Raw genomic sequence first — 20,907 nt, 5'->3', positions numbered from 1 at the left:
TTAAAGGATGTGACACAGCATGCAGATATCCTCTATCTACGACACTGATGCTAAAAAGTGGAAATCGCGGCTAACCGGACTGCTTGAGTTTATAAGAGAGTATGGGGAGCGTCGGATTACAAACCAAGCTTGCAAGGTAATGGCCCGATTAACTCCAGAACAGTTGTCAGAGCCGGGTGTCTCGCTGCTTGTCGCCACCGTACGCGGTCAGAATGGGCGCCAGCTAGCAGGAGTAAGCTTCGTATCCGGTTTCGGTGAAGAGGCTTGTCTCGTTGCCGTGCATCCCTTATACCGAAATAGGCATACCGGCACCGCCCTTATGGCCGCCCAGTTAAAGCGTTTAGGCCGTCTGGAATGCAGTGTTGCCAGCGATAATACGGCCAGTCTGAAAATGTGTTTCAATGTTGGTCTTGCCGCAGTAGCGCTTACTAGTGGCCCTACTGGCAAGCCAACTTTATTGATCCGGTCACTACAGAATACCGTCAGTACTACAAACTCTCCACAAGAAGGTGAACTCCTGTGCCAGAGCCCGTCTTAGGCATTCTTACTTTGTATATAAATGAAGCCAAGCAGCTTGAAGAAAAGGCCGTGTACCGGAGAATGATCATTGAGGGCAATCGAATGGGCTTGGATGTTTTTGTGTTTACCCCCATGGATGTCCATCCCAGCAAGGAGCAGATCCACGCCCTTGTCTTTGATCCAAAGAGCGGGAAATGGTCACGCAAATGGCGTTCCTTCCCGAACATGATTTATGACCGTTGCCGTATCCAGCGCAGCACGCGCTTTCAACAATTGCTTCGTTTCCGTGAACGCTATAAACATCTGCTGTTTCTGAATCGTCCACTGCGCAACAAATGGACCATACACCAAACATTCTCACAAAAGAGTCGCTTCCGGCAGCATATGCCAGAAACATTACTGTATCATTCCTCTGCCGATCTGCACCGAATGTTGAAGCAGAGCCCGGTACTCTATATCAAGCCAGCAAACGGCACAGGTGGACGCGGTATCCTTAGAATTGAGCGGGTAAAGGGCAGTAAAGGGGGATTTGATATTCAAGGCCGTCGCCAAGATCGCCGGATTATTCCACCCCGAAAGGTCTCTGCCTCCCGATTGGATTCCATCGTTCGACAATGGTGTATTGGTGGACGTTTCCTCGTCCAACAGGGGATTCCACTACGCCTGCCTGGTGGACGTTTCCATGATTATCGCATGCTCGTTCAAAAGAATGGGCAAGGCGTCTGGGAACTGACAGGTATGGCAGCAAGGGTCGGTGCGGCGCGAAGCGTAACCTCCAATCTTCATGGCGGTGGGCACGCCGTTCGAGCTGAAACGCTCCTGAAGGAATGGCTGGGTAGTCAAGATAAAACCGATAAGGTTATGAAAACTGCCGAAAGGTTAGGTCTTGATGCCGCTGCCTTCTTGGAAGAAAGTTTCGGGGCCTTATGTGAACTTGCACTGGATCTTGCCATTGATCGAGAAGGAAAAATCTATGTGCTGGAGGTTAATCCAAAGCCTGCACGTGAAGTGTTTGCCCGATCAGGGGACGGCAACACCTATCGCAAAGCACTAGTGCGACCTTTAGAATATGCGTTATGGCTATATAATAACAAAGGTGCCCCAACCACAGCTAAGACTACTGAGGAATAAATTGATACTCAACAACAAAACGACCGCCTCTCTGCAATATGCAGAAAGTGCGGTTGTTGTATGACTTCTGATGTTCTGAGGAACTTATATTAGAAAAAATCGTTGTATTGAAGATTTTAATTAGCTGAGCCAAGGCGTTAGAAAAAAGAAGAGCATAGTTGTACCCACACAAATATGGAGCAAGAGCTGTAAGTCCTTCTCTAATAGATGTTTTATAAACAAAAGATAGCTCACGATACACAACAAAAAAACAGCAATATAAAAAAATAAGGAATCATAATGAGTAACTATAAATAAGTCTCCGCCACCAATAGAAAAGACTATACCTATTACTAAAAACCACATGCCCACTCCAAGTGCAGCGCTTAAAGCAATAAAAAGGAAGCTCATTATCATTTTTTATACTCCTTTAACATGCTTCTCTATTCCTTATCATCACATAGGAATAACCCCTTTCCATGATCTATCGGATCATCCCCTTTGTTTATGTATATCTTTTTAGCTTTGAGCTATTCCTGCATCTGCATTTAGAACCTTAACATTAAAAAAGGCAACCCTCTGCTTAGATGAGGTTTGCCTTTTATTCGTTTACCAAATACAAATCGCGATATTCCTATTCGCTAACCAATGAGTTGTCGTACAAGTCTATCAACTCATCGAAGGAAGTGATAATTACATCGGAGCCCTTCAGCTCATCCTGACGTCCAAAACCTGCATACGCACAGCCGATGACGGTTTGAGCATTTCCCTTACCTGCCTCCACATCGGACGAGCGATCGCCTACCATCCAGGCACTCTTGATTCCATGATTGTCCAGCAAAATGCGTAGCAATTCTGTCTTCGTCGCAGTGCCTTGACCACCGGCACTATACAATCCTTCAAATAACTCTTTAAGCTCATGCACCACAACTATACTGTGAATGTATTCCTCCAGCCCATTACTAGCCACAAACAACCGTACTCCACGCTCTTTTAGGGCAGTCAGTGTTTCGACCACCTGAGGATACAGTAACGTCCCACCTGCTTCAAGTCCTTCGACCTCAAGCTGCAATAGCAGCTCATCTGCACGGCGGTGCACCGCCTCATCGGCGTCAGGCATAACCTTCTTCCAAATATCTGCCAGCAGCATCCCTAAGCCGCTTAGAATAAGCTCTTCCGGCGGTGTTGGTCCTGAGTATAATCCCTCTTCCCGCAAAATATCGAACATTTTATGATATGCAGGTAATAAAAGACTTTCAGTCTGGAACAATGTTCCATCCATATCAAAAACAATCGCTTCCGGCTTGTTCAACTCCGAGTGAACCGCGTTCAGTTCTGTTCCTTGTACCTCTTTACTCATCTGTTGTTCCTCCCCATTCTCTTTTGCTTCAGGTAAGCACATTCATCTGCACGAAATTTCCAGTACAAGCCCTATGATATATGATATCACTTCGGAATGTCCATGCTCTCCACTTTTCTTGTTGCAGTTTATATTTCAACATGTTATATTACAACCTGTAATATAACATGTTGAAATATAAAGGAGAGATAACCATGTCACGTCCATTAATCATGCGCTTCCTCAAGCAGCCTGCTACCATCGTCGGGATTATAACTGCACTGTTGTTCCAAGTCTTTTTCAGCTTAATCTGGATTACAGGGTATGACCATGTAACTGATCGGGTAGATCGGTTGCCCATTGCTATTGTGAATGAGGATGGTGCGAATGCTCAGCCTGTAGTCGATGGCATTACCCAGTCCCTTCAGTTCGTTACCAGACAGGACCTTCCACTAAAAGCTGCCAAGGAAGCCCTTGAGCATAGAGAAATCCGCATGATTATCAATATTCCACAAGGGTTCACCGGAGCGATTAGTAATCCATCCGGAAAGACTGAACTCCGTTACCTCATAAATGAATCTAATCCGCAAATGGTTAGCAATGTTATGCAGACTGTAGCCCTTAAAGTCACGGCTGCCATGAACACACAAAGCAGTAATACAGCACTAAACCAAACCCTCGAAGCTATGAAGCTGCCACAAGCACAAGCAGAGATCATCAAAAGTGCGGCAAGCAGCCGAATCTCCGCAAACGTTGAAGTCATCCATCCCACAACTAATTTTGCACAAACTATGGTTCCGTTAATGATTGTTACTGCCTCCTTTACCGGAGCTATGCTACTCGCCATGAATCTGCAAAAAGCTTCTTCCAACTTATCGGGTCAATTTGGTAAATGGGATCGCTTTGGAGCCCGGTTTGCCATTATGGGTGCAACGGCTGTACTAACCTCTCTAGTGGGGACTATCATGGTTAACTCACTCGGGATCCACTCCAGCCATGGCTTTCTGCTCATGTGGCTGTTCGAATTCACTGTGATTCTCTCCTGCATGATTCTTGCACAGTTCAGTCTGCTGTTACTCGGCGACGCTGGCGCCTGGCTAAATATCGCGCTTCTTTCCATACAAATGTTAGCTTCCGGAGCAACAATTCCTCGCGATGTGCTTTCTCCTTTTTATAGCTGGATCGGTCCCATCTCACCTGCTTACTACGCGGTAAATGGCATGCTCGACCTGGTTATCGGAGGCAATGGTATATGGAAAGATATGTTCTATCTACTCTGCATTGGTGCAGCAATAGCTGGATTAAGCATTATCCTAACCTTCATTCGTAAGGAAACTCAGTTATCACAAGAACAAGAGCCCGTACCAGCAAATGCATAATTATTTAGTTTGCCTCCTTGGTTATGCCCTTTCAAATTGAGAGCGAAATGCAGTTGTGATATGGTAGGAGGTGAAAGAGAGGAGCGACAACGATTCATGAATATACAAGATGTCATTCTAGGGATATTAAGTGAAAAACCTCATTCGGGTTATGAGATAAAACGGCATTTCGAGGAATACTTTTCTTTTTTCTTTGATGCCAGCTACGGCACCATCTACCCCACCCTGAGCAAGATGGAGAAGCTGGACCTAATCACCAAAGAATCCATACGGCAGGAAGGCAAACCTGACAAAAATGTATTTACCATTACCCGTGCCGGCTTGGATCAGTTCCATGCTTACTTGCGAACACCGGCTGAAAAGGAAGTTCTGCGATCAGACTTTTTTATGCATCTTTATTTCGGAGATAAGACCGATAAAGAGAACATAGATAATCTACTTCGGCAAGCATTGATAGAAAAGCAGGCAATGTACGACGATCTTGATCAGAAATTAAAGCAACTAGATTGCAAACTGTCCCCTTACCAGAAGCTGTGTATGGAATTGGGCCTAGTGCAATATGAAGCCTTTATCAAAAAGATTCAAAGTGTGCTGGAGTCTGAATAAGGATCGTGTGGGCAGTAGATTTCCTATTATTCTAGGGGATTTGCTGCTTTTTTTGTTGTGCTATCATAAAAAAGAACCGGCAGCATGCACAAATTGTGCTTGCTGTACCGGTTCTTTTTTAGCAAAAATGTGTAATCTATCGACTACACTCTGTCAAAGCTGGAAATCAGCTCATCGAGAACATCTTTGCTTACCATTTTACCTTTGAAATTGATGAGGTTCTCTGCGCTTCCGGAGAAGATACAAGTTGGCTCGTATTTTCTAAGAATGATTTTCTCTCCATCTACAAAAATCTCGAGCGGGTCTTTTATGTCAATTCCCATCGTTCTACGTAGTTCAATAGGAATTACGATACGTCCCAATTCATCTACTTTTCTTACTATGCCTGTCGCTTTCATCATCGTACATCCTCCCTTGAATTCACATTAATAATCATTTTTGCTAAAAGCTATGTAGGCTTCTAAGTGATAGTAATGATTACGCTATACTCTAATATTAAAGTGCTATTCATTCCCTGTCAATTTTATTTCTACAAAATATGATATTTATCGACAATTATTCGACAAAAATATGTACACTTTCGACAAAATGCTGTAAAGCGATCCAAATTATTTCTCTTGAAATTAATAAATATCCAACATTGCGATTACAAATCAGCTTGCAGAGTATCCCAATTGATACCCTCATTTACCCAATACATCAAGTCTGGAAACACTCCGACGTATATCAGAGCAAAGAAACGTTTAGTAGAGTTAATACAGACTATTTATGCTTTATGCATCTACTTTTTTCGACAATCCAGCTTTCTACTATGTACTGATTTAATATAAGTATTACATATTATTAATAGAAAGATCAAATATTGGATAAATTTAGTATAATTAATTGAATTTAATTACAAAAAAAACCGACCAGTGATCTCTGGTCGATCTATTCTATCGTTATAATGGCTTCTCCGTAACCCTGCCATTCGCATCAATAATTGCATTATAAGATAGGCTATTCATTAGCTTGATCGTCTTCTTATTATAAGAATCGTCCATGAAGTTCGGCTGTCCACCAATAATTTTGACTGGCGTAATCTTACTAGTCACCTTGGCCTCATTAATCTCAAAATTCACCAGCATCGAGTGAAGCGTCTTTTCTCCACCACGTGTTGAACGATTAAACACAAAGTTTCCAAGTGAATAATAGATCGGTTTATTTTTGTAGTATTCGATGCCCATCAGGCAATGGCTGTGTGCGCCGAGTATGATATCTGCACCACTATCAATCATCTGTTTGGCTAGCGTGCGGGCGTATTGTTCAGGATAATCCTTAAACTCTTCATTCCAGTGAATGTACACAATCGTGTAATCATTCTCCTTAGACATCTTCTGAATAGCCGTAAGCATAGGCTGCGAGGTGTACGCTGAGGCAGCTCCCGGTTTATTGTTGCCGGCATACCAAGAAGGGCCTGAAAGCACTCGACTTACACCTAAGATAGCGATCTTCTTCCCCTTTACCGTCCTTGTATACGGTTTGAACGCTTCCTCTACATTTTTGCCAGCTCCTGTATGGCCAATCTTGTTTCGATCCAGATGCACCAATGTATCGAGCATAGCGTCTGTTCCGAAATCTAAAATGTGATTATTAGCCAAAGAAACGCCGTCAATCCCAGCATAGGTTAAGCCACTAAGCACTGCTGGTTTGGACCTAAAGGCAAAGGTTTTCTCTGCTGCCTTCCCTCGAATAGACACTGGCGTTTCCAGATTCGCGAAGGCGATATCTGCCTTTTGCAAGGTAGGTGCGACTTTCACAAACGGAAAGTTCACTCCGTATTTCGCGATCTGATCACCCACAAAACCGTCCAAGAGAATATCACCAGCAAAAGCAAGTCTGATAGGTTCTGAAGATGGCGAAGCTGCACTAGATGCAATCGTCGAAGGGAGAATCAGTGATAATAGAAGTGTAGTAAGTAGCATGTTGCGAAGTACATTCGACCCTAATCTCAAAAAATACAGCCTCCTATCCTCATTATGGAATCTATAATAGCTATTATTCTAGCTTACTGGAAATAGATTACTAATTTAAGGGTAAGAAGACCTGTTATCCCTTTGATTTTTTCAAAACAGCCCGGAAGCATTGTAACCCACCCCACAAATCTGTGGACACAGCATCTGCAGGCAACTCAAAATCCGTCTCCCCCCAATATTGAAATCCAGCTTGCAGCAGCAAATCATTCATGAGATTTAAGTTTACCGTTGGGTAATCAAACGTTAGCACGAGCAGCCCTTCTTCGTTCAACGTTCGGTGAAATTCCCGTAAAGTGCCGACCGTATCCTCTAAGGTCAAATGCTCCAGCACTGATATGCAAAAAATAGTGTCAAAGCTCTCATCCTCATATGGAAGAGCCGCAAGATTGGCCTGAGCAAGATGCAAGTTGTTCGTTCTTCTAGCTATAACCTGCTTTGCCGCTTTTTCCCCGATCTCATCAGTAATCGCATCTAGGATGTCCTCCCGGTAAATAACCCTGCTGTCCATATCGCAAGCATGAACCTCTGCACATACCCCAGCTAAATAAAATTTCAAGGGATGAGGAATTCCACAAGCAGCATCCAGCACCACACCATGTGGAGAAATAAAGTTAATACACCACTCGTATTCAAAGGGACGGCTCCACCAGGATTCTGGCAAATCATAAATTAACTTCTCACGGCTTGCATCTGAGTTTACAAAAAAACGCGAGACAAAGGGATGTGTTGGCATGGCCAGGACTCCTTTTTAACGGAATTTAAGGTAGTGAGAGTATATTCATGATTTGCTGATTCATTCCATAACCTTACATTGAGCTAGACAAACCCAAAAAAAACGGCTGCTCCCTTAGGAACAGACCGTCTTTAAATATTAACCGTACAAATCTTATGAGTAAAAGGATAGAGGCTTGGCCTCAACTCCATGTTTCTCGATCAAATGATCTAGTAAAGCAGACCATTCCGCATCAACCGTGCATTGATCTGGATGAGCCTCGAACCAAGCAATTGACTGCTTTATCCCTTCAGAGAAAGGAACGGCAGCCTGGAAGTCAGGCACGAGACGTTTGATTTTACGATTGTCAAAAACACTGCTGACCGCTTGATCGCCGATCAAGCCATCCGCCGTCCCTGGAGGGGAGAAGGCTGTGATAAAGTCTGTAGCGATATGAACCACTTTCGGCTCCACACCTGCCGCTTGCCCAATGGCCGCATAGATCTGATTCCAGTTCAACACCTCATCAGAAGTAATATGAATGGCCTCCCCAATCGCTTCCGGATGCCCAAGCAATCCGACGAACCCTTTGGCAAAATCTGAGTTATGCGTCAGTGTCCACAAAGATGTTCCATCTCCATGGATGACTAAAGGCAAGCCACGACGGATACGATCAATCAAGGACCAAGGATGCTGTCCGCTCGTGAGTGCCGCAGGGATAGCAGTATTTCCGTAAGTATGGGAAGGACGAACAATTGTAACCGGGAATCCGATGCTCTTGTGTGCCTCCATCAATAATTGCTCGCAGGCAATTTTATTTCTCGAGTACTCCCAATAAGGATTCTCCAGAGGTGTCTCTTCTGTGATTATATAATTACGCTGTGGCTTCTGATAAGCCGAGGCCGAGCTGATAAAAATGTACTGCTTCGTTTTACCTGTAAACAGGTCAATATCTCTCTGCACATGTTCTGGTGTAAAAGCAATCCAGTCTACCACTACGTCAAATTCATAATCTCGCAATACTTCGGCAGCCTCCGCCGGATTACGAATGTCACCTTGAATCACCTTCGCCCCATCCGGAACGAATTCGCCTCTTTGTCCTCTGTTGAACAAATACAGCTCTATTCCTTGTTCTACGGCAATCGGGGATACAGCCTGACTAATCAGTCCCGTACCTCCGATAAATAATACCTTCATTTCACACGCTCCTTATAGAGGTTGTTCAAAAACCGTACTTTTTGAACTCTCATTTATAGTAAAAGTAAACCTGGATCGTCATTTATTCTTTAACGTAATCACGCCATAAGTGCTTTGGCTGCCAATTCAGCAGCTTCTTCGCCTTCGCATTGCTGAGTAACGACTCATGGCCTTCCAGCGGCTGGCGGAAATCCGTCACCTCTGGATAACGTGCTGCCATTAACTCTCTGCTAGGAACAGCCATACTGGTCTCATCTGCGCATATATTAAGAGCAACTGCGCCCAATCCGTCCGTTTCAATCGCCAATTGGCAAGCTGTCGCTACATCCCGTGTATCAATATAACTCCACAGAATCCGATCACGCTGCGCGGGATCATGAATGAAGGAAGGGAAACGTTCATACGTCGATGGGTCAATGACATTTCCGATTCTTAGGGAAACGACTTGTATGCCCGTTCTGCGCTGGAACATCTCTGCTGTCTTTTCATTCACAACTTTAGATAGACCGTAACTGTCCTCAGGTAATTGTGGATGCTCTTCATCCATAGGCACGTACTGCGGACCCAATGGGTTAACCGCAAAACAGATGCCATAAGAGGATTCACTGGAAGCAATAACTGCTTTGCGAATGCCTAGTCCAGCAGCAGCCTCCAGAATGTTATAGGTGGATACTACATTATTTTGAAAGGTGACTTCACTCGTCTTTATATTTGCAGCTGGGATCGCAGCCAGATGCACAACTGCATCAGCGCCTGCAAGTACGCCGTACACTTCACCTAAATTATTCAAATCAGCAATGATCGTTTGGCACAAGGAATCTGGAGATTTTTGCGTATCCACATTCACAACCTCATACCCTTGCTCAACAAAATGCCGGACCACCCATCTGCCGAGCATCCCGCTTCCGCCAGTAACAACTACTTTCGCCATGATTATATCTCCTTTTTTATGAATCTATCTCTAGTTAAGAATCTCTTCAATTTCCTTCAAAATATCCTCGGAAAGCTCTATTCCTGAAGCCTTAACATTCTCTTCAACTTGCTGTGGATTGCTGGCGCCTACTAGCGCACTAGACACATTAGGCTGACGCAAAATCCAAGCCAAAGCCAGATTTCCCACAGTAATATTTAGCTCCGCAGCTACCCCGCTTAGTTGGCGAACCTTTTCAATCTTCACTTCTGTAATCGCCTTTTTCAATCGATCCAGCTTAGCCGCACGGCTATCTTCAGGGATGTCCGCGTTATACTTCCCTGTTAAAAGCCCTTGAGCCAGTGGAGAGAAAACAACCTGTCCAATGCCACGTCGCTCGCCGAGCGGAATAATTTCTTTCTCAATATAACGTTCAAACATATTATAAATCGGTTGGTTAACCACGATATGATCCAGTAAATAACGGTCTGCTACAGCTAGCGCATCTGTCATTTGCGCCGCTGTCCACTCACTTACACCGACATAATATACCTTACCTTGACGAACCAGATCATCCAGCGCACGTAAGGTCTCTTCAATTGGAGTTTCCGTATCGAAACGATGGCAATACATAATATCCACGTATTCTACGCCGAGACGCTGCAAGCTTGCGTGACATTGTTCCGTAATATGCTTGCGGGATAGACCACGATCGTTCGGCCCCGTCCCCATTTCGCCAAATACTTTAGTGGCCAGCACATAGGATTCTCTCGGATAGTTCCGCAAGGTCTCGCCTAGCACCTTCTCAGCAGCACCCTTTTCGTAAACATTTGCCGTATCAAAAAAATTCACGCCTAGGTCGTAAGCGGTTTCAATGGCTTTAACAGCATTATCTCTTTCTACATATCCTCCGTATGTCAGCCAGCTTCCCAGACTAATCTCGCTAACTTTTAGGCCTGTTCCACCTAATCTACGATATTTCATAATAACTGCTCCTTTCCATAGTTCCGTGTTATGATTTCGGCAGGTTGCCTAACGCACATATTCATTCTAGAATAGTTTGTATATAATAGGAAGAAGTGAAATTTAGTTTACTATATGATCTCTAGAGTAGTTACTATACAAGAGTATAGTGGCACCAAAACAGGAGGAGATTCCTTGACAACAGCTAAATCTAGCAATAATTATATCCCTAAAACCCCACTTACTATTGAATGTAATGTAGAAAAAACACTTGAGGTATTGGGCGGAAAATGGGCTTTTCTCGTACTAAGAGAGTTATTCGACGGTACCCAACGCTTTGGAGCGCTTCAACGAAAAATCACTAATGTCAGCCCTCGTGCTTTGACCAGTACTCTGCGCCATTTAGAGGAACACGGTGTACTAGAACGTCATGTTTTTCCTACCGTACCGGTAACAGTGGAATATTCTTTAACTCCAAAAGGTGAGGATTTGCATCAAATTTTGAAGGAAATGAAGCTGTGGTCAGCCAAATGGACGTAGGTTTGGTAGGGTAGGTTGCGTTGTGCGCTAGAGAGTAATTAGTTATGATGGACTCAGAATGCTTGGGCAACGCAGAGCAGCGATCCTCCAATAACAGGAGAATCGCTGCTCTGTTGAACACTTATGGGACAACCTCTTCAGTATTTTTTCTATAAGCTTAATATTTATCCACAACCGCGCCGAGTACTGCCGTATTTACATAAGGTTTTCCTCTAAGGCTTTGCAGCTCCTTAGCAGTGCCTGTAACAACAACTCCCAATAGCTGTACGTCACTGGCATCCGGTGCCGCTTTATCCTTTTTCAAATAGTTCGAGATTCGCTCAAATTCTCCATAATACTTGCCCTCTTTCTGAAGCCCATATGCTAGTGATTGTAAAAAATCCTCTGGTTTCGGTTTAAATAACCCTTCCCAATTGACACCGTAACCGTATACTTGTCTCGCTGATTCCGGTAATGCATATTTATTCGGGCTGCTATCATTCGTAATAAACTCAAGCTTCTTTTTATTGTCATACGTATCTACCCAATACCACTTCTGTGTCAGCTCTGTTGGCAGCATCTTCTCTACTTCTGCTTGTGTATAGCTTTTATCAAACGAAACTGCCATTTCTACCAGCTTACCAGGTTCCATTTGTTCAAGTGCAGGTAGGTCATTCAACACCTTACCGTTATAATTCACCCCAGGTACATAGAACATCATTTCCCGCTGTCCATTTTGACTGTTATATCCTCGGTAATATTCATAATTTTGGCTGGTCATTACTGGATCAGGAACATTTATACTAGAGTAACCCCTATTAAGCAGAGAAAAGCGGCTGCTCATACTGAATTCCAGCTTTTTAGTATCCCACACGACAGGTACACCCTCAACAACCTTGTACGTACTCAATTCAACTTCGCCCGATAAAAAGCCTAAATCCAGCTCAGTTCTCAGCTCATGAAGATTAGGACTGCTAATTTCCATCATAATCCTCTCCTCATCCAGACCACGCATCGCTAACCAGCTTGTCAGTTGAGTGATACCGAGCATGCCGCTAAGCAATACAATAATGGTCACGATCAGAGAAATGACCGTATTACGGATCATTGTTTTTCGTTTTGCTTTCTTAATTATTTTTGAAAGGTTTTGATCATCCTTTTGTTCCCATGGAGCCGTCATTCCGCTTCACCTCTGTATTTTTTTTGAAATTGCTTGCGGGCACGAAACAATGCCGATTTGACCGTATCCGTTGTGATCCCAAGGAGCTCAGCTATCTCCTGATAGGACAGCTCCAGCTCGTACTTCATAATAATGAGCTGTTTTTGGAGAGGAAGAAGCTCATCTAGTACACGTTCGATGTCCTCTCGTTTCTCTTTTAACAGCACATGATCCTCCGGCAGTTCCATGTCTGGAACATCCACATAATCAATAGGAATGACTATCCGTTTGCTGCGGCGGCACAGATCATAATAACGATTAATCGCTACTTTATATAGCCATGCACTGAATTTGTTCTCATCAATAGAATCGATATACAAAAGTGCCTTATATACCGTATCTTGTACGATATCCTCCGCGTCGGCTGCAGGTGCCCCGAGACGAATCAAGTATTTTTGGATTTCTAACATTTTCGGTTGAAGTATCTGATGTAGCTGCCCGGGCTTCATCCTGCACCTCCCTTCGTATGTATAACGGTTAAGTTCTCGAAATGTTAGCTGATAGTAGAAAAAACTTATAAAAGAAAAGTTTCGCAAAAAAATCCCCTTACCGCTAACAGTATATAGATACCGTATAGCGTAAGGGGTTCTCTTTAAAAAAAATATTTATTCACTTATAAAAGATTCATTTATTTTACCTCAGGAATGTATTGCTCTCCACCAATTTGCTGTCTCTCAAAGGAATGGTTCATACTAGCTTCCTGAATGTGTCCGTACGCCCAGTGTTTATCGCTGACGTCTTTCCACTTCTGCTGTGCTCCATGCAATGGTCCTCTGCCCAAAAGTCTGTTAATCATCACAACGGCTTCTGCACGAGTTAATGTCTGATTCGGACGGAATGTTCCATCCAAATATCCGTTGATAATACCAGCTACTTTGGCCCCATCAATCGCATTTTTTGCCCAATGTCCACTATTAATGTCTTTAAAGCTGCTGGTCCCACTTTGTGCATTATCCAGCAAGCGCTCTACAATGATAGCCATTTCTGCACGAGTAATTAGCTGATTCGGCTTAAAGCTGCCATCTTCATACCCCTTCATTAATCCTTGTGCTGTAACTATACTAATAGACTGCAAAGCCCAATAAGTTGTATCTACATCTTTATAAGATGAGGAAACTTGTGCTTCATTCTTACCCCATAACCGTGCCAAAATCGTTGCCATTTCTGCACGGGTAATCATTCGTTCCGGGTTGAAGCTGCCATCCGCATAGCCTAAAATATATCCTTTATGCGATTCATGGACTACATTTGGATTGTTAGGTTGTTCCTTGTCCGTGCCACTATTTTTAGTAGGATTAGTGATTGTAGTGCCACCGGAAGTGTTCGTTCCTTCCGAATTATTCTCTTTATTCGGCTGAGCGGAGAAACTCACGATTTGAAAACGACTGAACTTCGAAATCTCAAATTGGATCCCTTTTGCTACGCCGTTCTCATATTGAATAGTTCCTGATACCAACTCTGTCGTGCCATCCGTATGTTCGATGAACACCTTTAAAGCGTCTAGGAAAGCTTGTCTATTCTCAGTTGGAATAGTAATTCCACTTAATGGGAGAACAACCTTTGTGGTAAATCCACCAAAGTTTGTTTCAATCTTTCTTGGCAGACCCAGTAAGTTAATCTGATTCCCAGCAGCGGCTAAAGTAACCTTAGAGTCAGTATTCACTGCTTTTTTAGCCTCACTATCCTCTTGTGCGTTCTTAATCGGTACAATTCGGAAATAAAGATCTGTCCCCTTAGCTGCTGCGTCTTTTAAAGCTTCCTGACTCAACTTTACAGAACCTTCATCGGTAAAGATATTCATACCCGCATTTCTGTCAGCCAGTGCCGAAACCGCTGCAGCCGGAATCTCTACGGCAATCTCATCTGCCTTATCATCTGCTTGCTGCTTAATCTCAACAGTTAGCGTCCGGTTATTAATATCTTCATCCTGAGGATTAAAAGAATTCGTCAGACTTTCCACTTTTGACGGATCAACGATAACAGTATCAATCTTAACCTGATTGCTGAGCGTTGTTCTGAGTATGTTCAGACTCTCCGTGTGAATCGTGTCATTTGCGTTTGCCTTTACATCAGCCGTTCTTCCGCTCTCTTGGCGTGTATTTTCTTTTTCCTTCACTATGCTCTTGTTAGTAACAACCAGAAGGAAACTCTTTGTGATGTTGGCGGTACCCTTAGAGATCGTAGCGGTAACAATTACATTCTTATCACCAACTTCAGGTCTGTTCACGGTACCCTGTTCCTCACCATCTTTGCTGGATAGCTTAAGAACATCGATATTGGTCGAGGTCCATGTAATCTTCGTTCCGTGTTTTCCTGTACCAAGCAACAAGAATTCATTTGTAACTGACTCCCAAGTATCTCCATCTGAGAATTTAAAAGCCTTATCTACCCCTAATGCTTTAGCAGCATCTCTAACAGCATCCTCATCTGACATTCTGACAATGGTCACTTTAAATGTCTTTGTACGCTTTTCACCAGTCTCTTTGTCAAGAATCGTTGCAGTTAAAGTGACTTCGATATCCCTTTCATCAGGTCCAGGCTGAACTACTTTACCCGTTGCACTAACGACATCCGGTTTACTTGATTCCCAAGTGATTGATGTTTTTCCTGAAGAACCTTTTTCAGTCAAATATAACGTTTTGGTCACATGCTTCGCATGATCCCCTGCACCATAGATAATATCCAACTTATTGTAATCATTTATTAAATGACTTAAGGATGGCTTCGTCGCATCCGTTGGGAACGGATCATCCTTATCATTGATTCCATCGTGATCTGTATCGGGATGCTTCGGATTGGTGCCGTTAATGAGTTCTTCTGTATCCGGAATACCATCGTTATCATCATCTGGATCTAGACTGTCCGGAATTCCGTCGCCATCCGTATCCAACTCACCATTTACTGTCCCTGGTTTCGCTGCATCCGTTGGGAATGGATCTTCCTTATCATTGATTCCGTCATGATCTGTATCTGGATGCTTCGGATTAGTTCCGTTAATGAGTTCCTGTTCATCGCTCAGGCCATCATTATCATCATCTGGATCTAAAATGTCTGGAATGCCGTCTCCGTCTGTATCCAGCTCAACACCGACTTTTCCCGGTTTCGTTGCATCCGTTGGGAATGGATCATCCTTATCGTTGATTCCGTCTCCATCCGTATCCGCCTTCTTAGGATCTGTGCCGAGCACGATTTCCTGCTCATCGGTCAGACCATCGTTATCATCATCTGGATCTAGGCTATCTGGAATACCATCTCCGTCTGTATCCAGTTCGCCACCGTTACCTGGCTTCGTCGGGTCGGTTGGGAATGGATCATCCTTATCATTGATTCCGTCATGATCTGTATCTGGATGCTTCGGATTAGTTCCGTTAATGAGTTCCTGTTCATCGCTCAGGCCATCATTATCATCATCTGGATCTAGACTGTCCGGAATACCATCTCCGTCTGTATCCAGCTCATCACCGACTTTTCCCGGTTTCGTTGCATCCGTCGGGAATGGATCATCCTTATCGTTGATTCCATCGCCATCCGTATCTGCCTTCTTAGGATCTGTGCCGAGCACGATTTCCTGCTCATCGGTCAGACCATCGTTATCATCATCTGGATCTAGGCTGTCCGGAATACCATCGCCGTCTGTATCCAGCTCACCACCACCGTTACCTGGCTTTGTCGGATCCGTTGGGAATGGATCATCCTTATCATTGATTCCGTCATGATCTGTATCTGGATGCTTCGGATTAGTTCCGTTAATGAGTTCCTGTTCATCGCTCAGGCCATCATTATCATCATCTGGATCTAGACTGTCCGGAATACCATCTCCGTCTGTATCCAGCTCATCACCGACTTTTCCCGGTTTCGTTGCATCCGTCGGGAATGGATCATCCTTATCGTTGATTCCGTCTCCATCCGTATCCGCCTTCTTAGGATCTGTGCCGAGCACGATTTCCTGTTCATCCGTCAGGCCATCGTTATCATCATCTGGATCTAGGCTATCTGGAATACCATCTCCGTCGGTATCCAGCTCACCACCACCGTTACCTGGCTTTGTCGGATCCGTTGGGAACGGATCTTCCTTATCATTGATTCCGTCATGATCTGTATCTGGATGCTTCGGATTAGTTCCGTTAATGAGTTCCTGTTCATCGCTCAGGCCATCATTATCATCATCTGGATCTAAAATGTCTGGAATGCCGTCTCCGTCTGTATCCAGCTCAACACCGACTTTTCCCGGTTTCGTTGCATCCGTTGGGAATGGATCATCCTTATCGTTGATTCCGTCTCCATCCGTATCCGCCTTCTTAGGATCTGTGCCGAGCACGATTTCCTGCTCATCGGTCAGACCATCGTTATCATCATCTGGATCTAGGCTATCTGGAATACCATCTCCGTCGGTATCCAGTTCACCACCACCGTTACCTGGCTTTGTCGGATCCGTTGGGAACGGATCATCCTTATCATTGATTCCGTCATGATCTGTATCTGGATGCTTCGGATTAGTTCCGTTAATGAGTTCCTGTTCATCGCTCAGGCCATCATTATCATCATCTGGATCTAAAATGTCTGGAATGCCGTCTCCGTCTGTATCCAGCTCATCACCGACTTTTCCCGGTTTCGTTGCATCCGTCGGGAATGGATCATCCTTATCGTTGATTCCATCGCCATCCGTATCTGCCTTCTTCGGATCTGTTCCGAGCACGATTTCCTGCTCATCTGTCAGACCGTCGTTATCATCATCTGGATCTAGTCTATCTGGAATACCATCTCCGTCTGTATCCAGTTCACCACCGTTACCTGGCTTTGTCGGGTCGGTTGGGAATGGATCTAAGCTATCTGGAATACCGTCCCCATCCGTATCTGGTTCAGTCGTAAACGTCCAAGTTGCTTTATCCGTAATTCCAGCGTACTTGTTACCCGCAGCATCCTTAAACGCTCCAGCCGCAACAAGGACATAATATTCTGTACTTGGTTGTAAATAACCCACTTTCACACCGTTACCAGGGGTTACAAGCATTGGATTAAAGGTTACGCTGTTACCCGATAAGTTGACGCCCATAGCACCTGTTTCGAAGCTGTAGACAACACTATCGTCAGATTTCTTGCGAATTTCAATTTTTTTACCCCACACATCTTGAACAGCTGAGCTGAATGTCAGCTTCAAATTTGTATCCGCTGCTACATTCGTAGCCCCTTTTACTGGCGAATAAGCTGTAGCTGTAAGATCCGTCTTTACTGGAGCTAATCCTGTCGTGAAGTTCCAAGTGGTCTTATCCGTAATTCCTGCAAAAGCGTTACCTTTCGCATCCTTTATTGCTCCGGCATCAACCTGTACATAATATTTCGTATTATAGTCCATATATTTTCCGTCATGATCTGACAGCATCAAATAAGGATTGATCGTCACTGTTTTGCCCGATACGCTAACACGGGTTATATCGCCCATATCGAATGTATAAATCACGCTGTTATCTAGCTCTTTTTTGAGTACTACCTTTTTGCCCGCTACTCCTTGTACATCTTTACTAAATGTAAGCTTCAAACTGGAGTCCACCCCAACATTTGTTGCCTCATCAGCAGGCGATAGTGTCGTTACAGTTGGTAGTGCGGTATCCGGTTTGGCTACCATTTCAAAGACCCATGTATTTTCTGCTACTTCCTTACCTACCGCAGGTGACCCTGAGAAATATCTATATTCCACAAAACCGTATAGTCCTTCGTAGCTGTTTCCTGCTAAATCTACCAAAGCACCTTGATCAATGGTTACATAGTATTCTCGACCATAATCCAATTTGGTCTGTTTGATCGTTACTACGTTGCCTGTGATTGTTACTTTATTAGTATCATCAATAGCAATCAATTCTACCTCTTCAGGGGGTTGAGATTCATAAAAATTCTCAGAATAAGAAGCACTACCCGGCGACATGATTCTGATATATTTTTCTTCTCCCGCTACTGCCTTCACTTTCTCGCTGAACGTGACAGTGAGTTCCGTGTTCAGAGGTACTTTTGTTGCATTAATAGCGGGTGCCAGTGAGGTCACTATTGGAGCAGTTTCATCTGGCGCAACGGTTGTGAAGTTCCATTTCGTCTTGTCACTAATACCCGCATAGCTATTACCTGCGATATCTTGAACGGCTCCAGCTTCAATCTGCACGTAGTACCCAGTACCATACGCCAAATCTGTAGCAGGCTTAATCGTTATTTTGCTTCCAGATACCGTAACTTTCGTAGCATCACTCGCTGTTATCGTCTCTATAACACTGTCGTCTGCCTTGTTAAGAATCTTGATCGTTTTACCAGTCACCTTGACATTTTCACTGAACGCCAATACGAGGTTGGTATTCACCGGAACATCCTTGGCATCATTCGCAGGAGTCAATCCCAATACCGTTGGCGCGACTAGATCAGCTGGGGCTCCGGTTTTGAAATACCACGGAGCTGTGCCCATCTCCATTAGTACATTATTAATATACTGTACCGAAGTGGCAATCCCAACATAATCATTATTGAAGGTATCTTGGAAAGCTCCACTATCCATGGTTACATAATAATATTTATTATTTGCCATGTTTTTTGCTGGATTGATCGTAACTTTATTGCCTGAAATCGTCACTTTTGTAGTATCACTCGTGGAAATCCGTTCGAACTCGACTGCCTCAGTATAATTGTTAGATGATCCATCCGAGAACATTGTTCCCGGTACCATAATCCTTATAAATTTCCCCCTGCCCGCTCGTACGTTTTCACTAAAAGTTAGAGTCAAATTAGCATCTGTTGCTACATTCAATTCTTTCTTCGCAGGAGAGAACTCTGTTGCTATAGGTACAGTGGTATCATTACCGGCGCCTGTTTTGAAATCCCATACCTCAGCACCCGTGAAGCCATCCGGCACATGGACTTGGCCATCAAGAATCTCTATCTCTCCATTCAATCCATCATAGAGATTACCTGCTGAATCCTTAAACGCTGCCGGGTCGATCTTCACGAAATAATTCGTTTTATAATCTAGGTCAGCAGCTGGGTTGATCTTTACAACATTGTTCGAAATCGTCACTTTACTTGTATCATCAGCGGCGATCGTCTCTATTTTGGTTGAGTTTGCAAGCACCTCCGGATATTCGGAACCACTGGCGTTAGAAGTAACTTGTGGTTTCCAAATCGATATATTTTTACCCGAAACGGCCTTTACACCTTCATTAAAGGTCAACGTAAGGTCTGAGTCGACCTTTACATTCTGCGCATTTTTCTCAGGGGTATATGTCGATACTATCGGCGCATCTTTATCCTCTGGACCACCACTATTCCCGGGGTCTGTATTAACAGCTACAGCTACAGGAACCATGAAGGTACCTACCATAAAAGGTCCTGGGCTGAGTGGTATCGTCTTAATAACTGAGTTCGTAGTTGTATCAATTACGCTCATATTATCCGAAGTATAATTAACTGTGTACGCTTGAAGACCATCTTTGGAAATACCAATAACGTATGGATTACCACCAACAGAAATTGTGGATTCCACTTCAAGAGTGGCCGTATTGATCACCGACAACGTATTGTCATATGTATTTACGGCATACACTTTACTGCCATCTGGACTCACTTCTGTTGCAGAGGTTTCCTTACCAAGCGTTACATCGGCTTCTTTAACCCCGGTTGCCGTATCGATAATAGACACTGATCCAGGTTGTTGTTCAGGTCCCATATTAGCTACATAAATCTTGGTGCCTGCGGCATTTACTGAAAGTCCAAATGGACGCTGCCCTACAGGAATCTCCGAAATTACTGAATCGCTTAGCATATCTACTACAGAAACCATACCCGCTTTATGCCTTGTTACATAAAGCATATCTCCAATTATAACCATTGCAATTGGCTCACCTGGCGCTGTTATTACATTAACGACCTCAAGTGTTCTCGTATTAATAACCGAAAGTGTACCATCAAATTTATTTGCCACATAGGCTTTGCTCCCATCCCGATTAAAGGCAACCCCATTTGGATCCTTCCCAACTGCAAGTGTTTTGCTAACGCTATCCGTTGTCGGGTCAATAACTGAAACGGTATTATCTAACCGGTTCGTTACAAATACCTGTGTTTTATCCGGATTTATAGCAGCACTATTGGGTGTCCTTCCCACTTTAATCTTCGCCTTTTCCACCGTCAAATCTAACAGATTTACAACATCAACGGTGCCATTAGAAAAGCTAGTAATGTACGCTTTATTGAATACCTGAACTGAGCTATTTTCAGCCGCATATACACGCCCTCCTTCCCTAATAAATAGGGACGAGCTTATGTTGACCAGTAATACAACTAACAGAATGCTGATTGCCTTCTTGGACCTGACTAATCGAAGCACACTCTCAACTTCTTTCCTATGTATTTTGTTACTCCCATGTTTAGGAAAATCATATCAACCACA

The 20,907-nt window shown here is 43.8% G+C and carries 16 protein-coding genes; 5 read left to right on the top strand and 11 right to left on the bottom strand.

The annotated features are described in order from the left end of the window. The first annotated feature begins 19 nt into the window (after positions 1-19). Entirely contained in the window at positions 20-538 is a 519-nt protein-coding gene (locus MKY19_RS08880) for an N-acetyltransferase (RefSeq protein ID WP_339802062.1), read from the top strand. Then, positions 520-1,650, top strand: a complete 1,131-nt coding sequence (locus MKY19_RS08875) for a YheC/YheD family protein (protein WP_339802060.1) — start codon at positions 520-522, stop codon at positions 1,648-1,650. Before MKY19_RS08880 ends, MKY19_RS08875 begins: the two co-directional genes overlap by 19 nt. A 120-nt stretch (positions 1,651-1,770) precedes the next feature. On the opposite strand, the gene MKY19_RS08870 is transcribed toward MKY19_RS08875, so the two are convergent. Beyond that, the gene (locus tag MKY19_RS08870) at positions 1,771-2,046 is read right to left on the bottom strand and encodes a hypothetical protein (protein WP_042186467.1); all 276 of its coding nucleotides are present in this window, start codon (positions 2,044-2,046) and stop codon (positions 1,771-1,773) included. A gap of 217 nt (positions 2,047-2,263) precedes the next feature. Next, positions 2,264-2,989, bottom strand: coding sequence for an HAD family hydrolase (locus tag MKY19_RS08865; RefSeq protein ID WP_339802058.1), 726 nt, complete (start codon positions 2,987-2,989; stop codon positions 2,264-2,266). Positions 2,990-3,183: 194 nt separating this feature from the next. On the opposite strand from MKY19_RS08865, the gene MKY19_RS08860 reads away from it, so the two are divergent. Next, positions 3,184-4,347 (top strand): ABC transporter permease, encoded by a 1,164-nt coding sequence (locus MKY19_RS08860; RefSeq protein ID WP_339802055.1) that lies wholly within the window; start codon positions 3,184-3,186, stop codon positions 4,345-4,347. A 96-nt stretch (positions 4,348-4,443) separates the two neighbouring features. Beyond that, the gene (locus MKY19_RS08855; protein ID WP_339802053.1) at positions 4,444-4,953 is read left to right on the top strand and encodes a PadR family transcriptional regulator; all 510 of its coding nucleotides are present in this window, start codon (positions 4,444-4,446) and stop codon (positions 4,951-4,953) included. 143 nt (positions 4,954-5,096) lie between these two features. Here the strand turns inward: MKY19_RS08855 and MKY19_RS08850 are convergent, their stop codons facing one another. The 6 genes from MKY19_RS08850 to MKY19_RS08825 form a co-directional block, all read right to left on the bottom strand. Further along, positions 5,097-5,354: an AbrB/MazE/SpoVT family DNA-binding domain-containing protein gene (locus MKY19_RS08850; protein WP_042125931.1), complete on the bottom strand. Its 258-nt coding sequence runs from the start codon at positions 5,352-5,354 to the stop codon at positions 5,097-5,099. Positions 5,355-5,894: 540 nt separating this feature from the next. Then, positions 5,895-6,947 (bottom strand): CapA family protein, encoded by a 1,053-nt coding sequence (locus MKY19_RS08845; protein ID WP_339802050.1) that lies wholly within the window; start codon positions 6,945-6,947, stop codon positions 5,895-5,897. A gap of 94 nt (positions 6,948-7,041) precedes the next feature. Further along, the gene (locus MKY19_RS08840; RefSeq protein WP_339802047.1) at positions 7,042-7,701 is read right to left on the bottom strand and encodes a class I SAM-dependent methyltransferase; all 660 of its coding nucleotides are present in this window, start codon (positions 7,699-7,701) and stop codon (positions 7,042-7,044) included. A 153-nt stretch (positions 7,702-7,854) separates the two neighbouring features. Further along, entirely contained in the window at positions 7,855-8,877 is a 1,023-nt protein-coding gene (locus MKY19_RS08835; RefSeq protein WP_339802044.1) for an SDR family oxidoreductase, read from the bottom strand. 82 nt (positions 8,878-8,959) lie between these two features. After that, positions 8,960-9,808: an NAD(P)-dependent oxidoreductase gene (locus MKY19_RS08830; RefSeq protein WP_339802040.1), complete on the bottom strand. Its 849-nt coding sequence runs from the start codon at positions 9,806-9,808 to the stop codon at positions 8,960-8,962. 30 nt (positions 9,809-9,838) lie between these two features. Next, on the bottom strand, positions 9,839-10,771 hold the full coding sequence (locus MKY19_RS08825) for an aldo/keto reductase family protein (RefSeq protein WP_339802038.1): 933 nt from the start codon (positions 10,769-10,771) through the stop codon (positions 9,839-9,841). Positions 10,772-10,945: 174 nt separating this feature from the next. Here MKY19_RS08825 and MKY19_RS08820 point away from each other — a divergent pair, with 174 nt between their 5' ends. Next, the gene (locus MKY19_RS08820; protein ID WP_042186450.1) at positions 10,946-11,290 is read left to right on the top strand and encodes a helix-turn-helix domain-containing protein; all 345 of its coding nucleotides are present in this window, start codon (positions 10,946-10,948) and stop codon (positions 11,288-11,290) included. 157 nt (positions 11,291-11,447) lie between these two features. On the opposite strand, the gene MKY19_RS08815 is transcribed toward MKY19_RS08820, so the two are convergent. The 3 genes from MKY19_RS08815 to MKY19_RS08805 all read right to left on the bottom strand — a co-directional run bounded on the left by MKY19_RS08815 (position 11,448) and on the right by MKY19_RS08805 (position 20,844). Beyond that, a complete protein-coding gene (locus tag MKY19_RS08815; protein ID WP_339802034.1) occupies positions 11,448-12,449 on the bottom strand; it encodes an anti-sigma factor in 1,002 nt (333 codons plus the stop codon). Further along, positions 12,446-12,937 (bottom strand): RNA polymerase sigma factor, encoded by a 492-nt coding sequence (locus MKY19_RS08810; protein ID WP_339802031.1) that lies wholly within the window; start codon positions 12,935-12,937, stop codon positions 12,446-12,448. Before MKY19_RS08810 ends, MKY19_RS08815 begins: the two co-directional genes overlap by 4 nt. Positions 12,938-13,116: 179 nt before the next feature. After that, complete coding sequence (locus MKY19_RS08805) at positions 13,117-20,844, bottom strand: Ig-like domain-containing protein (protein ID WP_339802028.1); 7,728 nt, start codon at positions 20,842-20,844, stop codon at positions 13,117-13,119. Positions 20,845-20,907: the final 63 nt, after the last annotated feature.

The sequence above is a fragment of the Paenibacillus sp. FSL R5-0744 genome, assembly GCF_037972555.1.
In the GTDB taxonomy this organism is placed as follows: Bacteria; Bacillota; Bacilli; order Paenibacillales; family Paenibacillaceae; genus Paenibacillus_AQ.
This window is presented reverse-complemented; position numbering and strand designations above follow the sequence as displayed.

Coding starts and splice junctions, on each gene's coding strand:
- MKY19_RS08855 (WP_339802053.1), top strand. CDS start 4,444: ATGAATATACAAGATGTCATTCTAGGGATATTAAGTGAAAAACCTCAT.
- MKY19_RS08840 (WP_339802047.1), bottom strand. CDS start 7,701: ATGCCAACACATCCCTTTGTCTCGCGTTTTTTTGTAAACTCAGATGCA.
- MKY19_RS08850 (WP_042125931.1), bottom strand. CDS start 5,354: ATGATGAAAGCGACAGGCATAGTAAGAAAAGTAGATGAATTGGGACGT.
- MKY19_RS08825 (WP_339802038.1), bottom strand. CDS start 10,771: ATGAAATATCGTAGATTAGGTGGAACAGGCCTAAAAGTTAGCGAGATT.
- MKY19_RS08865 (WP_339802058.1), bottom strand. CDS start 2,989: ATGAGTAAAGAGGTACAAGGAACAGAACTGAACGCGGTTCACTCGGAG.
- MKY19_RS08835 (WP_339802044.1), bottom strand. CDS start 8,877: ATGAAGGTATTATTTATCGGAGGTACGGGACTGATTAGTCAGGCTGTA.
- MKY19_RS08830 (WP_339802040.1), bottom strand. CDS start 9,808: ATGGCGAAAGTAGTTGTTACTGGCGGAAGCGGGATGCTCGGCAGATGG.
- MKY19_RS08880 (WP_339802062.1), top strand. CDS start 20: ATGCAGATATCCTCTATCTACGACACTGATGCTAAAAAGTGGAAATCG.
- MKY19_RS08810 (WP_339802031.1), bottom strand. CDS start 12,937: ATGAAGCCCGGGCAGCTACATCAGATACTTCAACCGAAAATGTTAGAA.
- MKY19_RS08815 (WP_339802034.1), bottom strand. CDS start 12,449: ATGACGGCTCCATGGGAACAAAAGGATGATCAAAACCTTTCAAAAATA.
- MKY19_RS08870 (WP_042186467.1), bottom strand. CDS start 2,046: ATGATAATGAGCTTCCTTTTTATTGCTTTAAGCGCTGCACTTGGAGTG.
- MKY19_RS08860 (WP_339802055.1), top strand. CDS start 3,184: ATGTCACGTCCATTAATCATGCGCTTCCTCAAGCAGCCTGCTACCATC.